General features: G+C 66.4%; 21 protein-coding genes. 12 read left to right on the top strand and 9 right to left on the bottom strand.

What is annotated here, in order from left to right; translation table 11 throughout:
* Window positions 1-183 precede the first annotated feature (183 nt).
* Together AC5P76_RS15405 and AC5P76_RS15400 are read right to left on the bottom strand one after the other, a co-directional pair.
* Window positions 184-825: a response regulator gene (locus tag AC5P76_RS15405; RefSeq protein WP_053516165.1), complete on the bottom strand. Its 642-nt coding sequence runs from the start codon at window positions 823-825 to the stop codon at window positions 184-186.
* Window positions 825-2,027, bottom strand: a complete 1,203-nt coding sequence (locus tag AC5P76_RS15400; RefSeq protein ID WP_053516166.1) for a sensor histidine kinase — start codon at window positions 2,025-2,027, stop codon at window positions 825-827. Before AC5P76_RS15400 ends, AC5P76_RS15405 begins: the two co-directional genes overlap by 1 nt.
* Before the next feature lie 138 nt (window positions 2,028-2,165).
* Between AC5P76_RS15400 and AC5P76_RS15395 the strand changes: the two genes are divergently transcribed.
* Genes AC5P76_RS15395 through AC5P76_RS15375 form a run of 5 tightly spaced genes read left to right on the top strand, consistent with a single transcriptional unit; the run spans window position 2,166 to window position 5,193 of the window.
* A complete protein-coding gene (locus AC5P76_RS15395; RefSeq protein ID WP_053516169.1) occupies window positions 2,166-2,762 on the top strand; it encodes a GNAT family N-acetyltransferase in 597 nt (198 codons plus the stop codon).
* The gene (gene minC / locus AC5P76_RS15390; protein ID WP_053516171.1) at window positions 2,708-3,556 is read left to right on the top strand and encodes a septum site-determining protein MinC; all 849 of its coding nucleotides are present in this window, start codon (window positions 2,708-2,710) and stop codon (window positions 3,554-3,556) included. The genes AC5P76_RS15395 and minC overlap by 55 nt, the downstream gene beginning before the upstream one ends.
* Window positions 3,557-3,593: 37 nt before the next feature.
* Entirely contained in the window at window positions 3,594-4,403 is an 810-nt protein-coding gene (gene minD, locus AC5P76_RS15385; protein WP_053516174.1) for a septum site-determining protein MinD, read from the top strand.
* 2 nt (window positions 4,404-4,405) lie between these two features.
* Complete coding sequence (gene minE / locus AC5P76_RS15380) at window positions 4,406-4,666, top strand: cell division topological specificity factor MinE (RefSeq protein ID WP_053516176.1); 261 nt, start codon at window positions 4,406-4,408, stop codon at window positions 4,664-4,666.
* 47 nt (window positions 4,667-4,713) lie between these two features.
* The gene (locus AC5P76_RS15375; RefSeq protein WP_197600831.1) at window positions 4,714-5,193 is read left to right on the top strand and encodes a hypothetical protein; all 480 of its coding nucleotides are present in this window, start codon (window positions 4,714-4,716) and stop codon (window positions 5,191-5,193) included.
* A 194-nt stretch (window positions 5,194-5,387) separates the two neighbouring features.
* Here the strand turns inward: AC5P76_RS15375 and AC5P76_RS15370 are convergent, their stop codons facing one another.
* The 3 genes from AC5P76_RS15370 to AC5P76_RS15360 all read right to left on the bottom strand — a co-directional run bounded on the left by AC5P76_RS15370 (window position 5,388) and on the right by AC5P76_RS15360 (window position 11,035).
* On the bottom strand, window positions 5,388-6,632 hold the full coding sequence (locus tag AC5P76_RS15370) for a DUF819 family protein (RefSeq protein ID WP_053516181.1): 1,245 nt from the start codon (window positions 6,630-6,632) through the stop codon (window positions 5,388-5,390).
* Between the two features lie 127 nt (window positions 6,633-6,759).
* The gene (locus AC5P76_RS15365) at window positions 6,760-8,838 is read right to left on the bottom strand and encodes an alpha/beta hydrolase family protein (RefSeq protein WP_053516182.1); all 2,079 of its coding nucleotides are present in this window, start codon (window positions 8,836-8,838) and stop codon (window positions 6,760-6,762) included.
* Between the two features lie 232 nt (window positions 8,839-9,070).
* A complete protein-coding gene (locus AC5P76_RS15360; RefSeq protein ID WP_253118939.1) occupies window positions 9,071-11,035 on the bottom strand; it encodes an OPT family oligopeptide transporter in 1,965 nt (654 codons plus the stop codon).
* A gap of 316 nt (window positions 11,036-11,351) precedes the next feature.
* Here AC5P76_RS15360 and AC5P76_RS15355 point away from each other — a divergent pair, with 316 nt between their 5' ends.
* The 3 genes from AC5P76_RS15355 to AC5P76_RS15345 all read left to right on the top strand — a co-directional run bounded on the left by AC5P76_RS15355 (window position 11,352) and on the right by AC5P76_RS15345 (window position 14,913).
* Entirely contained in the window at window positions 11,352-11,867 is a 516-nt protein-coding gene (locus AC5P76_RS15355) for a hypothetical protein (protein WP_253118937.1), read from the top strand.
* Between the two features lie 54 nt (window positions 11,868-11,921).
* The gene (locus tag AC5P76_RS15350; RefSeq protein ID WP_253118936.1) at window positions 11,922-13,070 is read left to right on the top strand and encodes an acetyltransferase domain-containing protein; all 1,149 of its coding nucleotides are present in this window, start codon (window positions 11,922-11,924) and stop codon (window positions 13,068-13,070) included.
* 88 nt (window positions 13,071-13,158) lie between these two features.
* On the top strand, window positions 13,159-14,913 hold the full coding sequence (locus AC5P76_RS15345; protein ID WP_065174593.1) for a peptide MFS transporter: 1,755 nt from the start codon (window positions 13,159-13,161) through the stop codon (window positions 14,911-14,913).
* Window positions 14,914-14,958: 45 nt separating this feature from the next.
* Here AC5P76_RS15345 and AC5P76_RS15340 read toward each other — a convergent pair whose 3' ends face one another.
* Window positions 14,959-16,947, bottom strand: a complete 1,989-nt coding sequence (locus AC5P76_RS15340) for an alpha/beta hydrolase family protein (protein ID WP_253118934.1) — start codon at window positions 16,945-16,947, stop codon at window positions 14,959-14,961.
* Between the two features lie 164 nt (window positions 16,948-17,111).
* Window positions 17,112-17,747: a LysE/ArgO family amino acid transporter gene (locus AC5P76_RS15335; RefSeq protein ID WP_053516190.1), complete on the bottom strand. Its 636-nt coding sequence runs from the start codon at window positions 17,745-17,747 to the stop codon at window positions 17,112-17,114.
* A 138-nt stretch (window positions 17,748-17,885) separates the two neighbouring features.
* Between AC5P76_RS15335 and AC5P76_RS15330 the strand changes: the two genes are divergently transcribed.
* The 3 genes from AC5P76_RS15330 to AC5P76_RS15320 all read left to right on the top strand — a co-directional run bounded on the left by AC5P76_RS15330 (window position 17,886) and on the right by AC5P76_RS15320 (window position 19,934).
* Window positions 17,886-18,791, top strand: coding sequence for a LysR family transcriptional regulator ArgP (locus AC5P76_RS15330; protein ID WP_053516191.1), 906 nt, complete (start codon window positions 17,886-17,888; stop codon window positions 18,789-18,791).
* Window positions 18,792-18,858: 67 nt separating this feature from the next.
* Entirely contained in the window at window positions 18,859-19,443 is a 585-nt protein-coding gene (locus AC5P76_RS15325; protein ID WP_053516192.1) for a hypothetical protein, read from the top strand.
* A gap of 44 nt (window positions 19,444-19,487) precedes the next feature.
* A complete protein-coding gene (locus AC5P76_RS15320) occupies window positions 19,488-19,934 on the top strand; it encodes a GNAT family N-acetyltransferase (protein ID WP_065182375.1) in 447 nt (148 codons plus the stop codon).
* A 27-nt stretch (window positions 19,935-19,961) separates the two neighbouring features.
* Here the strand turns inward: AC5P76_RS15320 and AC5P76_RS15315 are convergent, their stop codons facing one another.
* Together AC5P76_RS15315 and AC5P76_RS15310 are read right to left on the bottom strand one after the other, a co-directional pair.
* Window positions 19,962-20,369, bottom strand: a complete 408-nt coding sequence (locus tag AC5P76_RS15315) for a hypothetical protein (RefSeq protein WP_057496236.1) — start codon at window positions 20,367-20,369, stop codon at window positions 19,962-19,964.
* 65 nt (window positions 20,370-20,434) lie between these two features.
* Window positions 20,435-21,550, bottom strand: coding sequence for a PAAR domain-containing protein (locus AC5P76_RS15310; RefSeq protein WP_081284418.1), 1,116 nt, complete (start codon window positions 21,548-21,550; stop codon window positions 20,435-20,437).
* Window positions 21,551-21,764: 214 nt separating this feature from the next.
* On the opposite strand from AC5P76_RS15310, the gene mqo reads away from it, so the two are divergent.
* Window positions 21,765-23,450, top strand: a complete 1,686-nt coding sequence (gene mqo / locus AC5P76_RS15305; RefSeq protein ID WP_197600827.1) for a malate dehydrogenase (quinone) — start codon at window positions 21,765-21,767, stop codon at window positions 23,448-23,450.
* Window positions 23,451-23,548 lie beyond the last annotated feature (98 nt).

Here is a 23,548-nt window from a genome sequence, read left to right as displayed (position 1 = left end):
CCAATCCTAGCAGGCTTCGCGGGCATTGTTTATCGCGATTGGCGCACCGGTTTCCCTGCCGGCTGCGTATTTGTATGGACAAAGGATTGGCAGGGTAGCGCATCCGGCCGCCCCGCATGTAGGGGGCAACCCGCCCCGGGGCCCGGGAATGCCGGCCAAACCTTTGCCGCAAAAGGCTTTTCGTCAGACCAGCTGCAGTTCGAACGCCTTCAGGACGGCCCGCGTACGGTCGCGCACGCCCAGCTTGGACAGGATGTTGGACACATGGTTCTTGATGGTGCCCTCGGCCACGCCCAGCGAATTGGCGATCTCCTTGTTGGAGAAGCCGCTGGCCATCAGCCGCAGGATCTCCGTCTCGCGGTCGGTCAGCGGGTCCGGCCGGTCCAGGCTGACAAAATCATTGCGCATGTGTTCCAGCCCGGACAGCAGCCGCTGGGTCACCGCCGGCTGCACCAGCGATCCGCCGTCAGCCACGGTGCGGATGGCGCCCACCAGCTGGTCCAGGGTCACGTCCTTGAGCAGATACCCCTTGGCGCCGGCCTTGAGGCCCGCCAGCACCAGCTGGTCGTCGTCGAAGGTGGTCAGGATGATGGTCGGCGGCAGCTGTTCCAGCCGCGACAGGACCTGCAGCGCCTCCAGCCCGGACATCACCGGCATGCGCATGTCCATCAGGACCACATCCGGACGGACCTGGGGCACCAGTTCGACCGCCTGCCGGCCGTCGCCGGCCTCGGCCACCACCTCGATGCCGTCGTCCAGCGCCAGCAGCGAGCGGATTCCCTGCCGCACCAGGGTTTGGTCGTCGACCAGGCAGACGCGAATCATCAACGCACTCCTTCAGGAACCTTGGTAAGGGCGGCCACCAGCACGGTTGCCGGCACCGTCGCACGCAGGCAGAAGCCTTCGCCGGGGCGGGTTTCCACCTGCAGCTGGCCACCGCATTGTTGCAGGCGCTCGCGCATCCCGCGCAAGCCATTGCCCACATTGACCATTTCCGCGCCGACACCGTCGTCGCGCGCCTCGACCACCACCCGGTCCGGCGCCTCACGGTACACCCGGATCCACAGATGGCGGGCCCCGGAGTGGCGCACCGTATTGGTGATGATCTCCTGGGTGCAGCGCAGCAGCACGTGGGCCCGCTGCGGATCCTCCACGTTCAGGGGGTCCTCGATGTCCAGCTGGATGTCCAGCGAGGGCACATTCTCGGTCAGCGGACGCAGCGCGGCAGCCAGGTCGATGGCGCTGGTCTCGCGCAGTTGGCTGACCACTTCGCGCACATTGCCCAGCAGCAGCTTGGCCAGCGTGTGCGACCGTTTCACGTGGTCCAGCGCCTTGCCTTCGGCGAGATGGCCGGCCACTTCCAGGTTCAGGGTCAGCGCGGTCAACTGATGCCCCAGCAGGTCATGCAGCTCGCGCGAGATGCGGGTGCGCTCGTTGACCCGTGCGCTCTCGGCCAGCAGGGCGCGGGTTGCCCTCAGCTCCGCATTCAGCCGGCGCTGCTCGTCGCGGGCGTCGGTCTGCTGCCGTGCGACCAGGCTGGTCACGAACATGAACATGGAGAAGCCGCCATACAGCAGCGACTGCATGAGTGCCTCGAACAACGGCATGTCGAGAATCAGATAGTAGACCGGCAGCACCGCCAGCTGGCTGAGCAGCAACCAGATCACGCCACTGCGCACGGGCAGCATCCACGGGATCACCCCGGCGGCCACCATCATCAGGATGCTGCCCAGGCCCGAACCGCTCAGGTAGCTGACGCCCAGGGCCGAGCCGGTCAGTACCACCAGCACCACCCGGTCGTACCAGGCGGCCTGGCTGCTGTCGCGCAGGCCACGGGTCAGCCAGAAGTAGCCGGCGCCGAAGAACAGGTAGGCGGCAAACAGCCACAGGGACCAGCTGTCGATACCGCTGCCGCCGTGCCGCAGCATCGACTCGTACTGGGAATACACCACGGGCAGGCCGACCATGACCCAGGTGAACAGGCCGGCCAGGCGCAGGACTCGGATTTGGCTGAGATATCCCAACATGGAGGCATCTTAGGCTGAACCAGCGCTCCTGCCCCCGGGCAGAAGTCATGGCGACGGGCGTGCCCCCGCCAGCCACCCATGCAATAATCGTGCGCAGGGTCCGTTGCAGGACCAACCGCGTTACCCCACGGAGTCACAATGTCGATTGTCATCCGCGACGTGCGCGAGCACGAGCTCGATTCCGTCCTGGCTTTGAACAACAACGCTGGCCTGGCCATCCTTCCGCTGGATGCCGCACGCCTGCGCCTGTTCTATGAAACCGCTGAGTACTTCCGCGTCGCCGAGCGCGACGGCAACCTGGCCGGGTTCCTGATCGGCTTCGGCAGCGACAGCCAGCACGACAGCAGCAACTTCGCCTGGTTCAAGCAGCAGCTGGACACCCCGTTCTTCTATATCGACCGCATCGTGGTCGCCAGCCGCCGCCGCGGTGGTGGCGTCGGCCGGGCGTTCTACGCCGATGCGCAGAGCTTCGCCGAGCTGCGCTACCCGCAGATGACCTGCGAAGTCTTCCTCGACCATGGTGCCGATGCCGCCCTGCTGTTCCACGGCAGCTTCGGCTTCCGCGAGCTGGGCCAGAACACCATGCCGCAGGTCGATGTGCGCGCCAGCATGCTGGCCAAGGAACTGTGCAGCTACCCGTGGGTACAGGAGACCTACGGCGGCAAGCTGCCGGATGTGGCATGGACACGCGACCGGCAGCTGCCGGCGCAGGCACAGCGGCCGACGGGGACCTGAGCGTGGCGGTGAATTTCGATTACGAACAGGCAGGTGAACTGAAGATCGGCCAGGTCGGCATCGCCAACCTGCGAGTGCGGACCCTCGATGTCGAACGACTCGTGCAGGAAATGCGCGAACGGGTGACCCGCGCCCCGAAACTGTTCGGCCGTGCCGCGGTGATCCTGGACTTCGGCGGCCTCAGCCAGGTACCGGACGTGGCCACCGCCCAGGCGCTGGTCGATGGCCTGCGCAGCGCCGGCGTGCTGCCGGTGGCGCTGGCCTATGGCACCAGTGCGGTCGACCAGCTCTCGCAGCAGCTCGGCCTGCCGCTGCTGGCCAAGTTCCGCGCCCAATACGAGCGTGTCGAGACCGAGCCGGCCCCGCCGCCTGCGCCTGCGCCGGAGCCGCGCCGCGCCGCCCGCGCTGAACCGAAGCCGGCCCCGGCCGCTCCGGTGGCCAGGGTGGCCGAGGGCTCGGCACCGCAACCGGGCCGCATGCAGCTCGGCAATGTACGTTCCGGCCAGCAGCTGTACGCGGAGAACTGCGACCTGACGGTCATGGCGACCGTCGGCGCCGGTGCCGAGGTCATCGCCGACGGCAGCATCCATATCTACGGCACCCTGCGCGGCCGCGCGCTGGCGGGTGCCCAGGGCAACACCGCGGCACGCATCTTCTGCCGTGATTTCCATGCGGAACTGGTGGCCATTGCCGGCCACTACAAGGTACTGGACGATGTCCCGGACAACCTGCGCGGCAAGGCCGTGCAGGTGTGGCTGGAACAGGACCAGGTCAAGATCGCTGCGCTGGACTGACGCAGCCCCAACATCATGCAGAACCAGGAGAAGTCCTTTGGCTGAAATCATCGTAGTCACCTCCGGCAAGGGCGGCGTCGGCAAGACCACTACCAGCGCGAGCCTGGCCTGCGGCCTGGCACGGCGCGGCAAGAAGGTGGCGGTGATCGACTTCGACGTCGGCCTGCGCAACCTCGACCTGATCATGGGCTGCGAACGCCGCGTGGTGTACGACTTCGTCAACGTCGTGCACGGCGAGGCTACCCTCAAGCAGGCCCTGATCAAGGACAAGCGCTTCGACAACCTGTACGTGCTGGCTGCCTCGCAGACCCGCGACAAGGACGCGCTGACCCAGGAGGGCGTGGGCAAGGTGCTGAAGGACCTGGCCGCCGACGGTTTCGACTTCGTGATCTGCGACTCCCCGGCCGGTATCGAGAAGGGTGCCTTCCTGGCGATGTACTTCGCCGACCGCGCGGTGGTGGTGGTGAACCCGGAAGTGTCCTCGGTGCGCGACTCCGACCGCATCATCGGCCTGCTGGACTCGAAGACACACAAGGCCGAATCCGGCCAGGACGTGCCGGCCTTCCTGCTGCTGACCCGCTACAGCCCGTCGCGCGTGGAAACCGGCGAGATGCTGAGCATCGTCGACGTGGAGGAAGTGCTGGGCCTGAAGGCGATCGGCGTGATCCCCGAATCGGGTGACGTGCTGAACGCCTCCAACAAGGGCGAGCCGGTGATCCTCGATGGCGAATCGATCGCTGGCCAGGCGTATGACGATGCGGTGAGCCGCATCCTGGGCGAGGAGCGGCCGATGCGCTTCACCACCGTGGAGAAGAAGGGCTTCTTCAGCAAGCTGTTCGGAGGGTAAGCATGGGCCTGTTTGATTTCCTCAAAGCGAAGAAGACCACCGCCGAAACCGCCAAGAACCGCCTGCAGATCATCATCGCGCAGGAGCGCAGCCATCGCGGTGGTCCGGACTACCTGCCGCTGCTGCAGCGCGAGCTGCTGGAAGTGATCAAGAAGTACGTCAACATCGACGTCGACGCGGTGAAGGTCGACCTGGTCAAGGATGGCCAGCACGACGTGCTGGACATCTCCGTGGCGCTGCCGGAAGGCCCGGAAAAGCCCTGACCCCCTGCCCCGCCCGTGCCTGCATGGGCGGGGCTGCACGATTCCGCATGACTGACACGACAACCGCCGTGGACATCACCTGCGTGGGCGATATCGCCTTCGCCGATGCACAGCGCCTGCTTGCCGCGCATGGGCTGGAGCTGCACCACGTCGCCGCCGGCGAGCCGATTCCCGGCAGCTACTGGGGCGAACCTGAAGCAGGCATCATCGCCAGCAACGTGTATGTGCGCGACGACACGCCCGTGCATTCGATGCTGCACGAGGCCTGCCATCTGATCGTGCTGCCGCCGGAGCGGCGCGCGCAGGTGCATACCGATGCCACTGATTCGGTCGCCGAGGAAGATGCCACGTGCTACCTGCAGATCGTGCTGGCCGCGCAGCTGCCCGGCGTCGGCAGCGCACGGCTGATGGCCGACATGGATGCATGGGGGTATACGTACCGGTTGGGATCGACCCAGGCGTGGTTTGAGCAGGACGCCGAAGACGCGAAGGCGTGGTTGATCGAACGCGGGTTGCCAGTGGCGTAAGGCCGCGGGCGCGGTTGGCCACGGGCGCGTGGCGACGCGCCGAACTCTGCGGCGCCCCTCTTTTCACTCGGCGCGGTTCGAGCAGGACGCCGAAGACGCGAGAGTCTGGCTGATCGAACGTGGATTGCCGGTAGCGTGACGCGCCGCGAAACGGGGTCAGATCCCTTTTGCGCAGCAAAAGGGATCTGACCCCCTCACCCCTGCCCTGCCAGCGCACGCAGGGTGATGCCGACGATGTACGCCAGGTAGGTTCCGGTGGCGTAGCCCATCGTTCCCAGCAGCACGCCTACCGGTGCCAATGCAGGATGGAAGGCGGCGGCCACCACGGGCGCCGAGGCCGGACCGCCGATGTTCGACTGCGAGCCGATGGCGAAATAGAAGAACGGCACCTTCAGCAACCGGCCCAGGCACCACAGCAGCACGATGTGCACGGCGATCCAGATCAGGCCGAGCAGGAACAGCCACGGACGGTCCAGCAATGCCAGCAGATCCATCTGCATGCCGATGCAGGCGATCAGGAAGTACAGCAGCAGCGACCCCAGACGTGACGCTCCCGCTCCCTCCAGCGTGCGCGCGCGGGTGAAACTCAGGCCCAGGCCCAGCGTGGTCGACAGCACCACCACCCAGACGAAGGGAGCATCCAGGCTGAACTGCGATGCCCAGCCGACATGGGCCTTGAACCAGGCCGCCAGCGGCGCGCCGATTGCATGCGCCAGACCGACGCCACCGAACGCAACGGCGACGATCAGCATCAGATCAGTCAGGCTGGGAATGCGCTCGTGTTCGGCCTGGAAGCGCGCGATGCGTTCCTTCAGTTCGTCGATGGCCGAGGTATCGGCACCGCTGCGTGCGTCGATCTTCGCGGCGCGCCCGGCGAGGAAGATCAGTACCGCCATCCAGACGTAGCCGACACCCACGTCGACCACGGCGAACTGGCCGAAGGTGGTGGCGTTGACGTCGAATACTTCGCGCATCGCCAGCATGTTGGCGCCACCGCCGATCCAGCTGCCGGCCAGTGCGGCCATGCCGGCCCAGGTGTCGCCGGCAACGGTTTCCGGGTGCAGCGCGCGCATCAGCAGGAAGGCGACCACGGCACCGAGCATGATGCTGGCGGAGGCACCCAGGTACATCAGTACCAGCTTCGGTCCCAGCCGCAGGATGCCCTTGATGTCCACGGCCAGGGTCAGCAGCACCAGCGCCGCCGGCAGCAGGATGTCACGCGCGACCGGGTTGTACAGCGCGGTGTTCTGCCCGTCGATCAGGCCGACGGTGTTGTAGATGCCAGGAATGAGATAACACAGCAGCAACGCCGGCACGAAGGTGTAGAAGCGCTTCCACGGCCCCTGCTCCCGCGAGGCGGTCCAGAACACGGCCCCCAAAGTGGCGGCGATCAGGCCGAAGACCACGATGTCGTTCTGGATCAGGGCGTTCGAAGTCATGCGGGCGCTCGGGTAGAGCCGAGCCATGCTCGGCTGCTGTTGGCGGGAAAGGAGGCACAGAGCAGCCGAGCATGGCTCGGCTCTACAAAAAGCAGAGCGCCGCCCTGGGGGGCGGCGCCGGACCGGCTTATTCGCCGATATGCTGCTTCAGCCAGCCGTTGACCGTGTCATGCCACAGGATGCTGTTGTGCGGCTTGAGCACCCAGTGGTTCTCGTCCGGGAAGTACAGGAACTTCGACTCGATCCCCTGCCGCTGCGCCGCCGTGAATGCCGCCAGGCCCTGCTCGACCGGAATACGGAAGTCCTGCTGGCCATGGATGATCAGGATCGGCTTCTTCCAGTCCGCCACGTGGTTGACCGGGTTGAACTTCTCGTAGTTCGCCGCCTTCTGGTACGGCGTGCCGCCCTGCTCCCACTCGGTGAACCACAGCTCCTCGGTGGCGTAGCCCATCATGCGCTGGTCGAACACGCCATCGTGGTTGACCAGGCACTTGAACGGGCCGTTCCAGTTGCCGGCGATCCAGTTGACCATGAAGCCGCCATAGCTGGCGCCCAGAGCACAGGCCTTGTCACCGTTGAGGAACGAATACTTCTTCAGTGCCGCGTCCCAGCCCTTCTGCAGGTCTTCCAGCGGACGATCACCCCAGTGCTGGCTGATCGCATCGGTGAATGCCTGACCGTAGCCGGTGGAGCCGTGGAAATCGATCATCACCACCGCGTAGCCCTGGCCCGCATAGGTCTGCGGATTCCAGCGGTAGCTCCAGCCGTTGCCGAAACTGCCCTGCGGACCGCCATGGATCAGGAACGCGACCGGGTAGGACTTGCCTTCCTGGTAGTTGTGCGGCTTGACCACATAGCCGTGCACGGTGTCGTTGTTCCAGCCCTTGAACGAGAACTGCTCGAAATCGCCGAAACTGACGTCCTTCAGCACGTCGCCGGCAGACGGTGTCAGCGCACGCAGCTCGCCCATCGGCTGGCCGGCGGCTGGCAGCAGGCCGACCAGTACCTGGTCGTTGCTCTTCAGGCTGTTGCGGGTGATCGCCACGCTGGTGCCGGCCACATCGACGGCGGTCACGCTGCCATCGCCGATCAGACGGGTGGCCTTGCCGGTGGCGACATCGATCTGGAACAGCGGGTGCTCGCCCAGATCATCGGCGGTGGTATAGATGCTGGCGCCATCGGCGGACAGCACGATGCCACCCGCCGAGCGATCCCACTGCGGGGCGATTTCACGGCTCTTGCCGCTGGCCAGATCCATCGCCATCAGGCCGAAGCGATCAGCTTCAAAGCCGGGGCGCTTCATCGCACGGTAGAACAGCGTCTTGCCATCGGCACTGAACACCGGGCCCGCATCCCATGCCGGGTTGGAGGCGGTCAGGTTCACCGGTGCCTGACGACCGGCAGCATCGAAGCGATAGAGGTCGAAGTTGGTCGACCACGGTTCCTCGCGGCCCGCCACGCGGATGCTGGCGACCACGCTGCTGCCGTCCGGCGACCACACGAAGTCATCATTGCCACCGAATGGCTTGGACGGCGCATCGCCATCAAGGGTGGCGCTCAGCGCGGAAGCCCCCTTGACCGGGCCGGCCTGGGCGCCCGGCAGCGGCGCGACGAACAGGGTGTTGCGACGGCCGTCGTTCCAGGTATCCCAATGGCGCACGAACATCGAATCCCAGACCTGGCCACTGGCCTTGGCGTCCTTCTTCTCTTTCAGCTTCTTCTCGGTGCAGGCCAGGTCCGACGCGCAGGCCTGGAACACGCCGGCGCTGAACAGCACGCGGTCGTCCTGCGGCGAGACGTGGTAGCTGTCCACATCCACCGGGAAATCGGTCAGCTGGCGCGGGGCGCCGCCGTTGATCGCCTGCGCGTACAGCTGCTGGCTGCCGTTCTTGGCACTGAGGAAGTACACCGTCTGGCCGTCCGCCGACAGCGAGGCGGAATTGACGTTCCAGCCGGCCGGGGTGATCTGCTTCGGCGGTGCCGCGTCACGCGTGCGCAGGTTGCGTGCGTACAGGGCGGTGCTGGCCTTGAGGTTGGCGTCGGTGCTGCGCTTGGCGAACACCACGGTGCCGCCATCGGCGCTCAGCACCGGCGCGGAAACGCGATCCATGGCCACCATGTCGCGGATCTCCAGGCCACGGGCAGCGGCAACGCTGGGCAGAGCGGCCAGCAGGCTCAGTGGCAGCAGGGCATGACGCAGTTTCATCGGGATCTCCGCAGGACGGCAAAAAAGCGATGGTAGGCCCCGCAGCCCGGGGCTGCCAAGGCCATCGGTCATGGCCGTGATCGGGCAGCCGCCAGAAACAGCAAACCGCGCCGTAGCGCGGTTTGTGGGTGGACCCGGGGTCGGATCCGATTCCGCAGGAATCGGCTCTGCCCCGGGCGCCGCCGGCGTGGGGTCAGAGCCCTTCCCTTCCGGGAGGGATCCGACCCATCCCTTACGCCTTGGCGTACTTGCCGGTGCGGTAGATCAGCCAGCCCACCAGGAACAGCACGGCCAGGCCGATCCACTGCGCGGCCGGGAGATGGAACGGCACGGCCAGCACGTCGGCGCGGCTGCTGACCACGATCGGAATGGCGATGGCGATGCCCATCAGCGCCTCGCCGGTGATCAGGCCGGCGGCGAACAGCACGCCCGGCTTGTGCACGCGGTCGCGGCCCTCTTCATCATCGGCACGCACCTTGTGGAAGCGCTCGACCAGGTAAGCGATCAGGCCGCCGAGGAAGATCGGCACCATCAGCTCCAGCGGCAGGTAGATGCCGATGGCGGCCGCCAGCACCGGCACCCGGAAGCGCGCGTTGCGCGCCTTCAGCCAGCTGTCGAAGGCAATGATGACGGCGCCGACCACGGCACCGATGCCGATGAAGGTCCACGGCAGCTCGCCACCGAACAGGCCCTTGGCCACCGACGCCATCAGGTTGGCCTGCGGCGCAGCCAGCGCGTTCGGGTGCAGCTCGGTCTTCACGCCGATGCCATAGGCGGTGGCCAGCAGGTTCAGCACCGGGGCCATGATCAGCGCGCAGGAGAACGCACCGATGCCCAGCATCAGCTGCTGCTTCCACGGCGTAGCGCCGACGATGTACCCGGCCTTGAGGTCCTGCAGATTGTCACCACCGACGGCGGCAGCGCAGCACACCACCGCGCCGATCATGATCGCAGCCACCGCACCCAGCGGTGCACCGCCGGTACCGACCGGCTTGAGGCCATCGGCACCCAGCAGCACGACCAGTACCGCCGAGGCGAACAGGATGGTGGAAATGGTGATGCCCGAGACCGGGTTGTTGGACGAACCGATCAGGCCGGCCAGGTAGGCCGAGACCGACACGAACAGGAAGCCGGCGACGATCATGATGATGGTCATCGGGATCGACACGTGCCACTGGCCGACGATGGCCTGGTACAGGGCCAGCAGCGGCAGCACGAAGACCACCAGAGCGACCAGCATCCACTTCATCGGCAGGTCGCGCTCGGTGTGCGCCAGCACCGGTCCGCCGCTCTTGCGGGCGGCGGCAAAACCGCTCTTGACGCCGTTGAGCAGCGATTTGCGCAGCGAAATCAGGGTCCAGATGCCACCGATCAGCATTGCGCCGACACCCAGGTAGCGCATCTTCGCGCCCCAGATGGCGAATGCGGCCTCGGTGGAGGACGCAGCGGCCACCGACGCGGCCAGTGCCGGATCGGTGTCCATGAAGAACGCCTGGTAGAGCGGGATGGCGATGTGCCAGGTCAGGATCGAACCGGACACCACCACGATGCCGACGTTGAGGCCGACGATGTAGCCCACGCCCAGCAGTGCCGGCGACAGGTTGGTGCCGATGAACGCGGTGACCTTGGAACTGCCCACGTAGGCCGAGGTGGCCCAGGCATCGGGAATCAGGCGCATGCCGCTTTCCGCGGCCAGCTTGACGAAGGCGCCGATCACCGCCGACAGGCCCAGGATCTTCAGGCCCGGACCCGGGTTCTCACCGGCCTTGAGCACTTCCGCCGCCGCCTTGCCTTCCGGGAAGGGCAGCGGATCTTCGACGATCATCGAGCGGCGCAGCGGCACCGAGAACAGCACGCCCAGCAGGCCGCCCAGGCCGGCAATGCCCAGCACCCACCAGTACTTGAAGTCCGGCCAGTAGCCCATGATCACCAGCGCGGGGATGGTGAAGATGACACCGGCGGCGATCGAGGAACCGGCCGAGGCGCCGGTCTGCACGATGTTGTTCTCGAGGATCGAGCCACCGCCCAGCAGGCGCAGCACGCCCATGGAAATGACTGCGGCGGGAATCGCGGTGGCGATGGTCAGGCCTGCGAACAGACCGAGGTAGGCGTTGGCCGCGGACAGCACCACCGCCAGCACGATGGCCAGGGCCACTGCGCGGAAGGTGAGCTGCTTGGGCGCAGCGTCGTGGTTCATGGGAGCCCCTGCTGGCAAAAAATCCCTGCCACGCTAGCGTTCAGGGGGCGGCAAGTCCAGTGCGCTTCGTACCGGTCGTCCGGCTTGGGCGCGACGACGCGCTGCGGCAGGCGCTCGCCCCCTCCCGATGTGTCGTGTTTAGCCAAGTGATGCACAGTGCGCCGCTTCATCGGGACAGGTGGCCCCTGCCCGGGCGCCCTCGTCCCAGCGGGCGGTGCACGCCAGGCAACGGATTTCCGGCTCGGCGCCAGCTTGAGTCGACTGCCGCAGTCGTACACCGTGCACGGCCCCACACACTCCGTCAGGAGGAGACCCGATGGCAGACGTCCCGTTGATCACGACGATGCGCGCCCGCGTTTTTGCAGCAGGCGCTGTGCTGTGCACGCTGCTGCCCATCGGCGATGCCACCGCCTACAGCGGATTCGGCGCCGCCGTGATCGAGGATCGAGAGGGAAACCCCTGCTTTGGCCTGCCGTCACGGGCACTGGAATGGATGCGGTCCCCCCGCAGATTGCACGCATTGACGGTGTATCAGGGCGACACGGTGAAAACCTGGTCGTTCATGTATGACTCGGCTCCCCCACAGCTGCTCGCGTCCGGGCAGTGCATCGTCTACGGCGCTCTGCCCGCATCCGCCACGCTGCTCAGGTCTCCGCAGCCACTGCTTCCTGGAACGCTGTATGAGGTCTACCTCAACGCCCCCACGAATGGGCCTATCAGAGGCTACAGGGCCAGGTTCTGCCTGAAAGCCGCACCCGATGGATCAATCCAGGTGATCCCCGTCAGCCATGACAAGCACACGGGCTGGAGCGCGGCCGTCTGCCAACCCTGACGGCTGCCATGATTATGTTATGTTATATCTTGTCGTACCCAAAAAATCTCGCACGTGTCCCCTTCCCCCCCTCTCCGGCTGGCCTCCATCGACCAGCTGCGCGGCACCGTCATGCTGTTGATGCTGCTCGACCACGTGCGCGAGACCTTTTTCCTGCAGCACCAGGTCAGCGACCCGATGGACGTATCCACGGTCTCCCCCGCGCTGTTCGCGTGCCGCCTGCTGGCCCACCTGTGCGCACCGGTGTTCGTGCTGCTGACCGGCCTGTCGGCCTGGCTGTATGGCCAGCGCCAGGCGGATCCGCGCCGGGCCACGGCCGCGTTCCTGCTCAAACGCGGGCTGTTCCTGGTGGTGCTGGAACTGACCCTGGTGAATTTCGCCTGGACCTTCCAGCTGCCTCCGGACACCGTGTACCTGCAGGTGATCTGGGCGATCGGCCTGAGCATGGTCGCGCTGGCCGGCCTGCTGTGGCTGCCGCGCGCGGCGCTGCTGGCGCTGGCGGTACTGCTGGTGGCCGGCCACAACCTGCTCGACGGCGTGCGCGTGGCAGGCGACGGTGTGCTGCCGGTGCTGTGGAAGGTGCTGCACCAGCGGGACTGGATCGAGGCCGGTGCACTCCGGCTGCGCACGTCCTATCCGGTGCTGCCGTGGATCGGGGTGATCGCGCTCGGCTATCTGATGGGGCCCTGGTTCGCGGCGGACCGCATGCCAGCGCAGCGTCACCGCTGGCTGGTGTGGGCTGGGCTGGCAGCGCTGGGCATGTTCGCCCTGCTGCGGTTCGGCAACGGCTATGGCGATACGCCCTGGCAGTTCCAGCAGGACGCGCTGCGCACCTGGATGAGCGTGTTCAACGTGACCAAGTATCCGCCATCACTGCAGTTCCTGTTGCTGACCCTGGGCGTTGGCCTGCTGTGGCTGCGCGTGTTTGAGTGGCCTGCGATGGCACGCGCGTTGAGGCCGCTGGCAGACATCGGCGCGGCACCGATGTTCTTCTACCTGCTGCATCTGTATCTGCTGAAGCTGCTGTATCTGGCGGCGCTCGGGTTCTGGGGGCCGACCCACGGCAGCCTGTACGCTCTCGATTCGGTCGCCGGCCTGATCCTGGTGGCCTGTGCATTGGCGGTGCTGCTGTACCCGCCAACGCGGGCATTCGCGCGGTTCAAGGCGCGTCGGCGCGACCTGGGCTGGCTGCGATACCTGTGACCCCGCTCGCCGGGCGCGGCCTGATGCTGCCCGCCACGGGCGCGGCGGCGGGCCTATAATCGCGCCCTTTCCGCAGTGCCCGCCGTCGATGACCGTTGCCGCTCCCGCTTCCGACGACTTCCTTGGCCACCCCAAGGGCGTCTACGTCTGCTTCTTCACCGAAATGTGGGAGCGCTTCTCCTTCTATGGCATGAAGGCGCTGCTGCTGCTGTACCTGACCAAGTACCACCTGTTCGGCGACAAGGCCGGACTGGACCTGCTTGGCGCCTACGGTGGCCTGGTGTACTGCATCCCGGTGTTCGGCGGCATGCTGGCCGACCGCTGGCTGGGCATGCGCCGTGCAGTGCTGTTCGGCGGCATCCTGCTGGTGCTGGGCCATCTCGGCATGGCCTTCGAAGGCCACGCGGCATACCGGGTCAACGGTGAAGTGGTGCGCGACACCTCGGCGCTGGCGGTGACCTATCTGTCGCTGGCGCTGATCATCATGGGCGTGGGCTTCCTCAAGCCGAACATCTCCACCATCGTCGGCAAGCTGTACGCCAAGGACGATCCGCGCCGCGACTCGGGCTTCTCGCTGTTCTATGCCGGCATCAACCTCGGGGCGCTGTTCTCGTCGCTGGTGTGCGGCTTCCTCGGCGAGGCCTATGGCTGGAAGTATGGCTTCGGCGCGGCGGGCATCGGCATGCTGGCCGGGCTGGCGATGTTCCTGTGGGGGCAGAAGTACCTGCACGGGCATGCCGAGCCGCCACAGCCGGCCGCGCTGAAACAGCGGGTGCTGGGCCTGCCGCGTGAATGGCTGATCTATCTGTGCGCGGTGCTCGCGGTGCTGCCACTGGCGTGGCTGATGTGGGCCGCCGGTAACGGTGCGTTCGCTCTGGGCGGCGAAATCAGCCTGGCGTTGATGCTGATGCTGGTGGTGCTGGGAGGCGTGCTGGTCTGGTTCGCCTGGTTCACCGGCAGCCAGTGCACGCCGGTGCAGCGCCAGCAGATGATCGCGCTGATGGTGCTGATTTTCCTGGCGCTGGTGTTCTTCACCCTGTACGAGCAGTCCTATGGCTCGTGGGTGACGTTCACCGATCGCCTGCTGACCAAGGACATCGTTCCCTCGCTGGTGATCACTGACGGCACGCCGCTGCCCTGGTCGATCCTGTCGTTGCTGCTGGCGCCGCTGGGCTTCGTGGTCAGCGCGCGCCTGACCGAGCGTCGACCGGGGTCGGCCGCGCCGCGCCGGTTCTTCATTGCCATCGTCGCGCTGATGCTGGTCCTGCTGGTGCGCGACTGCCTGGTGATTCCGCAGACCGCCGGCTCCCTGACCTATCTGGGCGGACTGTTCCTGGTGCTGCTGGCGCCGGCCTTCGCCGCCCTCTGGACCTGGATGGACCGTCGCGGCTGGGAGCCGGGCAAGCCGGTCAAATCCGCCTGGGGCCTGGTGATCGGCGCGCTCTCGTTCGTCCCGCTCGCATTGGCCGCACAGCAGGTCGGCGCCACCGGCGAGATGGCCAGCGTCTGGTGGCTGGTCCTGGCCTACTTCCTGTTGGCCAGTGGTGAGATGTGCCTGTCGCCGGTGGGCCTATCGGCCGTAACGCAGCTGGCCGTGCCGCGGGTGATGAGCCTGATGATGGGCACCTGGTTCCTGGCCACAGCCTTCTCCGAGACGCTTGCCGCGCTGTTCGGCAAGCTGGCCGCCATCGATGTGCCCGAAGGCGGCACGCTGGACATGGCGGCGGCGGCCGGTGCGTATGCGCACCTGTTCTGGCTGCTGATGTGGATCGGCCTGGGCTGCGCCCTGCTGGCCTTCATCGCCGCGCCGCTGCTGAAGCGGATGATGCACGGGGTCAGGTAACTGCACTGCGCGGCGGCGGATCGTGGATCCGCCGCCACTCTGCGTTTACGGCGCCTTGCCCTTCCCTGCCGGCGCCGATGCCTGGGCGGTCTTGCCTCCCAGGCTGCGCGACAGGAATGCGAGCAGCTTGTCGTAGTACTCGGTGCGATGGGCCAGGGTGTAGAAGCCGTGCCCCTCGGTCTTGTAGTACAGGCTTTCCACCGGCGTCCCGGCACGCTTCAGTGCCGCTTCCATGCGCTCGGTGTGCTGGATCGGCGCACGCTTGTCTTCGCCACCGGCCGCGAGGAACACCGGCACCTTGATCTGCGTGGCCAGGTTCACCGGCGAAACCGCGCCCAGCTTGGCCGGATCACCCAGCCATTCGCGCAGGAAGGTCACGCCCGAGTCGCGCTCCTGCACATCGCCGCGGGCGAACATCAGCGGCAGGTCGTACACGCCGACATAGCCGGCCGCGCACTGGTACAGCCCCTGCTCGCGGGCAGCGCCCATCATCGCGGCGTAGGCCCCGTAACTGGCACCGTAGATGCAGATGCGTCTGGCATCGGCGATCCCCTGCGCGATCGCCCAGCGGGTGGCGTCGGTGACGTCATCCTGCATCGCGGCTCCCCATTGCTGGGCGCCGGCCTGGGCATGCGCACGGCCATAGTTCCCCGAGCCACGGAAGTTGACCTGCAGCACGGCGTAGCCGGCAGCGGCCAATATCTGCGTCTGGCGGTCGTACTGGCCATTGTCGAACACGTGGAACGGCCCACCGTGCGGCATCACCACCATCGGCAGGTTGCGTCCGTCGCTGCCGGAGGGCACGGTGAGGAAGCCGTGCAGCGGCAATCCGTCGCGCGCCTTGAGTGCCACCGGACGCACCGTTGCACTGCGATCGATGTCGATCCAGTCGCTGCGGCTGATCAGGTGATCAGCCTTGCGGGCCTCCGTGTCGTACACATAGAAGTCGCCGGGATTGGTGCCTGACCAGGTCTCCACCAGCACCACGCGGCCATCCCGGGTACTGGAGGTGATGTAGACCGCCCCCCCGAAGGCCGCCTCCAGGCTGCGGTACAGGCGCGCCTCCGGCGACTTCTCGTCGAAGAACCGGGTCCGTGGTGTGTCGCCCATAAACAGGGCGCCCACCGGCACATGGGTGCCGGGCCGGCGGATGATGCGGTACGGATCGACCACCTCGTCGCGCAGCACGACAGCGCGCTCGCCGGTCTGCGGATTCCAGCTGACGATGGCATCCGGCCCCTGCGCCTGCTCGGCCTGCAGGTACGCCAGGCTGCCATCGGCGGAGAAGCCGATCGCGGTCTCGATGCGCGTGCTCACCGCCTCATCGTTGATCATCTTCCAGCTGTCGCCCGATCGCTCGCGGTAGTACAGCTTGTTGACATTGTCGCTGCCGGACCCGTGGACGAAACGGACTTCGCCCTGGCCATCGGTGGTGAACTCACCGCGCCGCACCGGCGAGGAGGCCATGCGCACGCGCCTGCCGCTGACCACGTCCATGCGTTCGACGCGGGTGAACGGATCCTCCGCGAACGGCCATACCGTCACCAGCACGTTGCGTTCGTCGCCGGGCAGATCATCGGCCAGGAACGCCGCGACCGCCTCGACTTTCTTCGGCTGGATGCGGGTACCCGGGCCCTTGCTTTCGACGCGGTAACCGACCAGCAGCTCGCCGCGATTGCCGTTGGCATCGATGGCGTAGAGCTCGCCGGTGGGATTGGGCTTATCCAGCGCGCCCCACTTCTCGGCCAGGCCGATCAGCAGCCGTTCGTTGCTGACCCAGTCGAATTCGTAGGCGTGATTCTTCTGCGGCGGGCGGAAGCTGCCCACGAGCTGCTTGTCGGCCAGCCGCATCACCGCGATCGCGGTGCTGTCCTCCATCGGCACGGTGGCAGCGACATACTCGCCCCCCGGCGATATCTTGATGTCGGTGAAGGTCTCCTGGCGCAGGAACTGCGTCAGATCCACCGCCCATGCGCTGCCCGCGGCAACGCTACCCACGACGACCAGTGCGGCCGTCAACATCGTCCTGCGCATCCTTCCCCCTGCTCCGATGGACACCTTGTCCTGTACACGGATTCTAGGCAGGCGCCGTCTGTCCCGCCAGAGCCGGAAAAGACGACGGCACCGTTGCCGGTGCCGTCGTTGCCACTGCCTTGGAGAGAGAGAGTCAGGACGTGGGTTCGGGGGCGTGCGCCGGGTCAGTGGACCCCGCGCACCGCCAGGGTGAGGGCCAGGATGCTGAGGATCACCGCGATGGTGCCGTCAAGCACACGCCAGGTGCTGGGCTTGGTGAACAGCGGCGCCAGCAGGCGCGCACCGAGACCCTGCGCGGTCAGCCACAGGCAGCTTGCGGTAACCACGCCGGCCGCGAAGGCCATGCGTGCGTGGCCGAAGTTCTCGGCAATGGAGCCGATGACCATCATGTCCAGCCAGAAGTGCGGGTTGATCAGCGAAAAGCCGACCGCCGCCATCAGCACCGCGCGGCGGCTGCCGTCGTCGCTGTCGGCTTCACCCATGCCACCGCCACCGGCAATGGCGCGGCGCGCCGACTTCATCGCGTACCAGGCCAGGAAAGCCACGCCGGTCCACAGCACGGCCGAAGTCAGCCACGGCAGCGCCGAGGTCAACGTGCGCAGGCCGGCCACGCTGGCGAAGATGAAGAACGCATCGATGGCCGCGCAGGTGGCGACCACCGGCACGATGTGCTTGCGCAGGATGCCCTGGCGCAGGATGAAGGCGCTCTGGGCACCGACCACGGCGAACAGGCCGATGCCGGTGGCTGCACCAGAGAACCAGGCACCGAGGCCGGTGCCGGCGGAGATGACCGAAAACATGGGATTCACTGCCTTGTCTTGCTGGGGGGACGGTGCCTCGCGAAGGCGGACAGCACCGGGTACGGGCGCCATTGTCGCGCCGCAACATAGAAAAGACGAGCTAAACTTCCTAAACCAACATTAGCGGAACTTAATACCATGCGCATCGACCATGCCCAGCTGCGCGCGCTCGCCGCCGTGATCCGCGAAGGCAGCTTTGATCGCGCGGCGCAGTCGCTGAATGTCACCCCCTCGGCCATCTCGCAGCGGGTCAAGGCGCTGGAGGATCGTGTCGGACGCCTTCTGGTGAAGCGTGGCGCACCCGCCACTGCCACCGCCGAAGGCCAGGTGCTGGTGCAGCTGGCCGAGCAGACGGCCCTGCTCGAGCATGACGCCCTGCACCGGATGGGCCTGGCCGATGAGGATCTGCCCCAGGCCAGCATCCCGGTGGCGGTGAACCACGACAGCCTGGAAACCTGGTTTCCGCAGGCGGCGCAGCAGTTCGCACTGGGTACCGGCACCACGCTGGACCTGCGCGTGGAAGACCAGGACCACACCGTGGAGCTGCTGCGGCAAGGCACGGTGCTCGGCGCGGTGACCACCCTGGACGAGCCGGTGCAGGGCTGCCAGATCCATGCACTCGGCAGCATCCGTTACGCGGCCACCTGCACGCCGGAGTTCCGCGAACGGCACTTCGCCAAGGGCGTGACCGCGCAGGCGCTGGCGCAGGCACCGGTACTGGTGTTCAACCGCAAGGACGAAATGCAGTCGCGCTTTGCCCGGCGCATGGCCGGCGACGACCTGCCCAGTACCGCGCCGACGTGGTGGATTCCTTCCACCCGTGCCTTCGTGCAGGCCAACCTGGGCGGCATGGGCTGGACCATGAACCCCCTGCCGCTGGTCAAGCGGCACCTGGATGCCGGCCGCCTGGTCTACGTGCGACAGCGCGCGTGGGAGGACGTGCCGCTGTACTGGCAGCACTGGAAGGGCGATGTACAGACCATGGCCCTGCTGACCCGCGCGGTGCTGGAGGCATCCTCGACGCTGGTGCGGCGCAGGCGCTGACACCGTATGCATCCCCTCCACAGCGGGCATGCCTCTACTGTGCGGAATCCGATGACAGGATGGGCCGATGCAGACCGATCCGCTGTTCCTGCATATCCGCGTAGTGATGGGCATCATCCTGGGCCTGTCGATCACGACCCTGCTGAAAGGGATTGCGCAGATCATCGAGCATCCGCAGCGACGCGGCTGCTCGGCACTCCATCTGTGTTGGGTGGCATGGACGCTGGTGTCGCTGGTCACCTTCTGGTGGTGGGAGTTCCGCCTGATTGAAGTCCACCGGTGGACGTTCGAGACCTATCTGTTCGTGATCTGCTACTGCGCGACCTGGTTCCTGCTCTGCGCCCTGTTGTTCCCGGATGACCTGCGCGACTACGGCAGCTACGGCAATTACCTGATGCAGCGCAGACGCTGGATATTCGGCGTGATCGGCGCGCTGACGCTGCTGGATCTGGTGGACACCGCGATCAAGGGCACAAGCCGATGGCATCTGCTGGGCGCGGCGTATCCGGTCCACACCCTGCTGATGCTGCTGGTGGTCCTGCTGGGCTGGAAACTGCACTCCAGCCGGGCACAGCTGCGACTGGCCGCGGCCACCCTGCTCTACCAGATCGGCTATTTCACCGCCGAATACTTCACAATCGGCAACGATTGAACGAGACGGGCAGTTCCTTCAGCGCCCGGTCACAAGGAGGTGCCATGACCATCCGTTACCGCGATGCCCACCCCGACGATGCCGCCGCCTGCATCGACCTGCGCGGGCGTACCCGCGAGAATGCCTTCAGTGCAGCGCAGCTGGCCGAGCTGGGCATCACGACGCAGAGCTGGGCCGAAGGCATCTGCAACGGAGATTTCATCGGACGCATCGCCTGCGACGGCGAGCGCATGGCCGGCTACGGGTTTGCCGACCGCGAAAGCGGCGAGGTGCTGGTTCTGGCCCTGCTGCCGGAGTACGAGAATCTGGGCATCGGCCGACGTCTGCTGCAGGATGTGGTCAGCCTGGCCCGGGATGCCGGTCACCACCGGCTGTTCCTTGCGTGCTCGGCCGACCCGCGCTCGCGCTCGCATGGCTTCTACCGCCATCTCGGCTGGTGCCCGACGGGCGAGATCGACGAAACCGGCGACGAGATTCTCGAACTGCGTTGACCCCAAGCGGAGTGCCGGCCGCTGCGGTCAGTCGGCGTCGACCACGTGCAGCTGCGCCTGGACCACCTGCGCCTCGGCGCCGGTGGAACCGGGTGTCAGATTGATCGAGAACTGCAGGGTCACATCCATCGGGCGCAGGGCGAAGCGTGTCAGCTCCTGCGGCTTGATCGGGAAACCGATGCGCAGGGACTGGCCCGCGCGCAGCTCCTGCATCTGCTGCCGCAGCGCGGCCGCGGCCATGCCGCTGCGCAACGCCGTGGTCTTCTCGGAGTGGTTGTCCTTCACCCTGACCGACGGGCCACGGCTGCGGATGTACTCCAGCGGCAGCGACACAGGCTCGCTGCCGCTGTTGCGCAGTTCCAGTTCGACGTTGAGGGTGTCACCGCGGAAACGGCACTGGGCATCGTCCACGCAGCGCGCATGAAGTTCGATCATGGGAGGAAGCTCCTTGCTGTGGGCCGGCAGCGCTGCGGCAGCGGCAAAAGTGGCAATCAACGAAATCACTTGACGGTGCATGTTATCTCCCGGCCGATTTCCCGGCTCAGCAGTTCACGTACTTCCCGCGCGATGTTCCAGGCATGACGCGGCCGGGTCACCGCGCAGTCCACGGAATTCATGATGGTCGCCGCCGGATCGGTCAGCTCACGGGAATCCGGAACGGCAACCAGCACCTCCGGATCCAGAGTGCCATCGGGCTGGACGTAACGCACGGTCTCTTCGTCCGGGTCGTTATACGAATACTCGTCCGGCACGCCCAGGGTGTGGGCGAACTCGTGGGCGAAGGTCCAGGCCGTGGTCGACACGGAGACATCGATATCCGGGAATTCCACCTGCTCCCGGTCATAGGTGCGATGAACGATCAGCCTGTAGTCGCTGCCGCCCTGCACCCACCGCACCTCGTAGCGGATCGGGAAGCTGCGGGTGCCGCACGCGGGATCATGGACGTCCAGCGTGAACCGGCCGTTCCAGAACTGATCGATGCCGCGCTCCATGCGCGCCTTGACCGCCGCCACCTCGGCAGCGGTGACGCCGGGCTTGGGCACCACCTGCACCTTGATCGACACCACCACCTCGCCCTGGGCCTGCAGCGGAACATCGATGCGGTAGCTGACCTGGAAAGGATAGTCATGCTTGTCGCCATTGACGTCATAGGCTTCGTAGTAGCGCCCGTCCACGTCACGGTCGATCTGCGCATCATGGTCCGCCACCCAGCACTGCGGCGCGTCCTCGTCGCGCACGGCGGTGCCGGGCGCTGCGAAGGGGGGTGTCTGCAGGGTCGGCTTCAACAACGGCGCGACGATCGCTGCGATCGCCGCCACTCCGGCGCCTGCACCGGCGCGCCCTCCACCGCCGGCCACCACGTGGGCGCGCTGCTGCTTGCCCGATACCAGTGCGCAACCGCAGCTGGCCCTGTCGCCATCGCGGGCGACCGGCTGGCCATCGATGACCAGGGTGGCATCGCCGGAAACGATCGAACCCGGACCATGGCGTGCACAGATGACACGGTCGCCGACACGCGCCACGGCGCGCCCTTCGATATCGGTATGCGGGGAACCTGTAAGGACCGAACCGCCCGTCTGCAGGGCGTCACCCACCACGATCAGCATCCGTGACATCGTTGCGCGGCCCCTCCGTGGCCGGTGGTCGTTCTGGAATCAGCCGATAAGTCTACCCCGGAGCGACCGCCGGCAGGATGATGCATTGCACAAAAACCGGACCCGTTCCGGGTAGAATCCTCTGCAAGGATGCTGCAAGGCGTTGTTTCTTCACGCCCTTCCCCTGCCCAGCGCGCATCCTGATCTCCTCCCCTCCGCCAACGATCCCGCCCCCATGAAGAAATTTGGCAAGGCCCTGCTCGCCCTGCTCGTGCTGTTCCTGCTGGCTGCCGCCGTGTTCCTGTACTGGCCGCTGACCCAGCGCTCCGTACCCGCCGCCAGCAACGACAAGCCTGTCGACGTTGTGCTGGTCGGCGCCGGCATCATGAGCATCACCCTGGCCACCTACCTGCAGGAACTGCAGCCGGACTGGAACATCCAGGTCTATGAACGCCTCGACGGCGTCGCCGGTGAAAGCTCCGACGGCTGGAACAACGCCGGCACCGGCCACTCGGCATTCGCCGAGCTGAACTACACCCCGGAACTGCCCGACGGCAGCATCGAGACCAAGCGTGCGGTCGGCATCGCCGAATCGTTCGAGGTCTCGCGCCAGTTCTGGTCGCACCAGGTGAAGGAAGGCCGGCTCAGCGAGCCCAGCGACTTCATCAACCCCACGCCGCACATGAGCTTCGTCTGGGGCGATGACAACATCGCCTACCTGCATAAGCGCCAGCAGGCGCTGGTGAAGAACCCGCTGTTCTACGGCATGCAGTACTCGGAAGACCCGGCACAGATCCGGCAGTGGGCTCCGCTGATGATGGAAGGCCGCGATCCGAAGCAGAAGGTCGCTGCGACCTGGATGCCACTGGGTACCGACGTCAACTTCGGCGTGATCACCCGCCAGTTGACCGCCGGCCTGCAGCGCAGTCCGAACTTCAGCCTGCACCTGAACCACGAAGTCTCGGCACTGCGGCAGAACGCGGACAAGAGCTGGAACGTCACGGTGAAGGACCTCAAGGCCGGCACCGAGAGCACCACCCACGCCCGCTTCGTGTTCATCGGTGCCGGCGGCGCCGCGCTGAAGCTGCTGCAGATGTCAGGCATTCCCGAGTCAAAGGACTACGCCGGCTTCCCGGTGGGCGGCCAGTTCCTCGCCTTCCAGGGCCAGGACGTGACCTCGCGCCATGGCGTCAAGGCCTATGGCATGGCCGAGACCGGTTCGCCGCCGATGTCGGTGCCGCACCTGGATGCGCGCAAGCTGGACGGCAAGCCGGTGGTCCTGTTCGGACCGTTCGCGCTGTACAGCACCAAGTTCCTCAAGCACGGCTCGTGGTGGGACCTGTACTCGTCGGTGACCCACAACAACGTTGCGCCGATGCTGGAAGTGGGCAAGGACAACCTGGACCTGGTGCAGTACCTGATGAGCCAGGCGCGGCTGAATGATGCCGACCGCCAGGCCGAACTGGTCAAATACTTCCCCAATGCCAAGCCGGGCGACTGGAAGCTGGTCACCGCAGGCCAGCGCGTGCAGATCATCAAGCGCGACCCGTTGAAGGGTGCGGTGCTGCAGTTCGGTACCGAGATCGTGACCGACAAGGACCACACCATCGCTGCGCTGCTGGGCGCTTCGCCCGGTGCCTCGACGTCGCCGCCGATCATGCTGGATCTGATGGCCAAGGCCTTCCCCGAGCAGATGAAGGCCGGCTGGGAAGCCCGCCTGCGTGAGATCGTGCCCTCCTACGGGCGCAAGCTCAACGACAGTGCGGCACTGGTCAACGAGATTCGTTCGATGACCAGCCAGACCCTGAAGCTGCCCTACCTGGAAGTGCCGGCCGATGCCACGGCTGCACCGGCCACACCGCCGGCGCCGACGCCGGGCAAGGAAAAGCGCAACGCCAACGAGGAACTGCAGGCGCTCTGAGCCCGGGTCTTCGATGACACCTACGGACGGCCACCTTCGGGTGGCCGTTCGCATTCAGGGAGCTCGGCTCTGCCGGGGCTCGCGGTGCGTGTCCCAGG

Source organism: Stenotrophomonas sp. YJH_SMC_36 (assembly GCF_059369935.1).
The sequence above is the reverse complement of the archived record's forward strand: the minus strand, read 5'-3'. Positions and strand labels throughout refer to the sequence as shown.

Coding starts and splice junctions, on each gene's coding strand:
- AC5P76_RS15405 (WP_053516165.1), bottom strand. CDS start 825: ATGATTCGCGTCTGCCTGGTCGACGACCAAACCCTGGTGCGGCAGGGA.
- AC5P76_RS15400 (WP_053516166.1), bottom strand. CDS start 2,027: ATGTTGGGATATCTCAGCCAAATCCGAGTCCTGCGCCTGGCCGGCCTG.
- AC5P76_RS15395 (WP_053516169.1), top strand. CDS start 2,166: ATGTCGATTGTCATCCGCGACGTGCGCGAGCACGAGCTCGATTCCGTC.
- minC (WP_053516171.1), top strand. CDS start 2,708: ATGGACACGCGACCGGCAGCTGCCGGCGCAGGCACAGCGGCCGACGGG.
- minE (WP_053516176.1), top strand. CDS start 4,406: ATGGGCCTGTTTGATTTCCTCAAAGCGAAGAAGACCACCGCCGAAACC.
- AC5P76_RS15375 (WP_197600831.1), top strand. CDS start 4,714: ATGACTGACACGACAACCGCCGTGGACATCACCTGCGTGGGCGATATC.
- AC5P76_RS15370 (WP_053516181.1), bottom strand. CDS start 6,632: ATGACTTCGAACGCCCTGATCCAGAACGACATCGTGGTCTTCGGCCTG.
- AC5P76_RS15365 (WP_053516182.1), bottom strand. CDS start 8,838: ATGAAACTGCGTCATGCCCTGCTGCCACTGAGCCTGCTGGCCGCTCTG.
- AC5P76_RS15360 (WP_253118939.1), bottom strand. CDS start 11,035: ATGAACCACGACGCTGCGCCCAAGCAGCTCACCTTCCGCGCAGTGGCC.
- AC5P76_RS15355 (WP_253118937.1), top strand. CDS start 11,352: ATGGCAGACGTCCCGTTGATCACGACGATGCGCGCCCGCGTTTTTGCA.
- AC5P76_RS15345 (WP_065174593.1), top strand. CDS start 13,159: ATGACCGTTGCCGCTCCCGCTTCCGACGACTTCCTTGGCCACCCCAAG.
- AC5P76_RS15340 (WP_253118934.1), bottom strand. CDS start 16,947: ATGCGCAGGACGATGTTGACGGCCGCACTGGTCGTCGTGGGTAGCGTT.
- AC5P76_RS15335 (WP_053516190.1), bottom strand. CDS start 17,747: ATGTTTTCGGTCATCTCCGCCGGCACCGGCCTCGGTGCCTGGTTCTCT.
- AC5P76_RS15330 (WP_053516191.1), top strand. CDS start 17,886: ATGCGCATCGACCATGCCCAGCTGCGCGCGCTCGCCGCCGTGATCCGC.
- AC5P76_RS15325 (WP_053516192.1), top strand. CDS start 18,859: ATGCAGACCGATCCGCTGTTCCTGCATATCCGCGTAGTGATGGGCATC.
- AC5P76_RS15320 (WP_065182375.1), top strand. CDS start 19,488: ATGACCATCCGTTACCGCGATGCCCACCCCGACGATGCCGCCGCCTGC.
- AC5P76_RS15315 (WP_057496236.1), bottom strand. CDS start 20,369: ATGATCGAACTTCATGCGCGCTGCGTGGACGATGCCCAGTGCCGTTTC.
- AC5P76_RS15310 (WP_081284418.1), bottom strand. CDS start 21,550: ATGTCACGGATGCTGATCGTGGTGGGTGACGCCCTGCAGACGGGCGGT.
- mqo (WP_197600827.1), top strand. CDS start 21,765: ATGAAGAAATTTGGCAAGGCCCTGCTCGCCCTGCTCGTGCTGTTCCTG.